This window comes from Spiroplasma endosymbiont of Lariophagus distinguendus (assembly GCF_023846195.1).
GTDB lineage: Bacteria > Bacillota_I > Bacilli_A > Mycoplasmatales > VBWQ01 > Spiroplasma_E.
Window position 1 is genome coordinate 1 of sequence record NZ_JALMUW010000136.1, and the last position, 933, is coordinate 933.

At 25.1% G+C, this 933-nt stretch carries 1 protein-coding gene; it reads left to right on the top strand.

Going from position 1 to position 933, the window contains the following annotated elements:
• Window positions 1-155: 155 nt before the first annotated feature.
• Window positions 156-933, top strand: a 778-nt coding sequence (locus tag M0D11_RS06120) for a hypothetical protein (RefSeq protein ID WP_252321042.1), incomplete at its 3' end; no start/stop codon positions are given.

The window sequence follows — 933 nt, forward strand, 5'->3', positions numbered from 1 at the left end:
TTTAGGTGGAGTTAATAAAACTAGAAAAGAAATGAATGCTACTGTTAGAAAAAATGTTAATCAATTAAATATAGCAGTAACTAAACCTAATAAATCAGTTATTAGTACAGTTAATAAATCACAAGCAGTACAAGGATATGGAAGGTATAAAGATTATGGAAAACAAAAATAATATTGATTGAAATGTAAATTTAAATTATATTACAAAAGATGATTTAAAAACTATATATGGTTTTATACCAGATGCTGACCAAACTACTACTGATAATACTAAAACTGATTTTACTATTATGGCAATTGCTATATCAAGTGAAAGAATTAATACTATTACTGGTAATCAAATTGAAGTCATAGGATTTAAAAATCTTAATGAAACTCAACAACAATTAGTTAAAAGAGCAACAGCAAGAATGACTATTTATTATTTAACTGATGGAATGGCATTTATAAGAAGTTCAGTTTCTATTAGTGGTAATGGTTTATCAAGTAGTATTAGTCCTCCAAGTGAACCAGATTATGTTCTAATGGAAGTATATAATTTATTACAACAAGCAAATTTACATACTCCAAGAAAAGCAATTAATAATTCGATTTCATGTAATACAGATAATTTTAATACACCTAGTATATTTGATGAAAGTGATACAAGAGTAATAACTTGAGATTCTGGTAATAAAACTTTTTTACAAAAAATTGGATTAATTGAAGGTACTGGTATTACTATTCAAGATGTTAGTGATACTATACCTAAATTAAAAATTCATGTTGATAGTAATATTGATTCATTATGAGAAGTAAATAAGGAAAATCCTAATTTTATTGTTCCAAAAGATGATAAAGGTATTAGTGCTAATGATAAAAGAATAATTGATGTTGGAACACCTACTTTTTTAACTGATGCTACAAATAAAGTATATGTAGATGATTTATTAG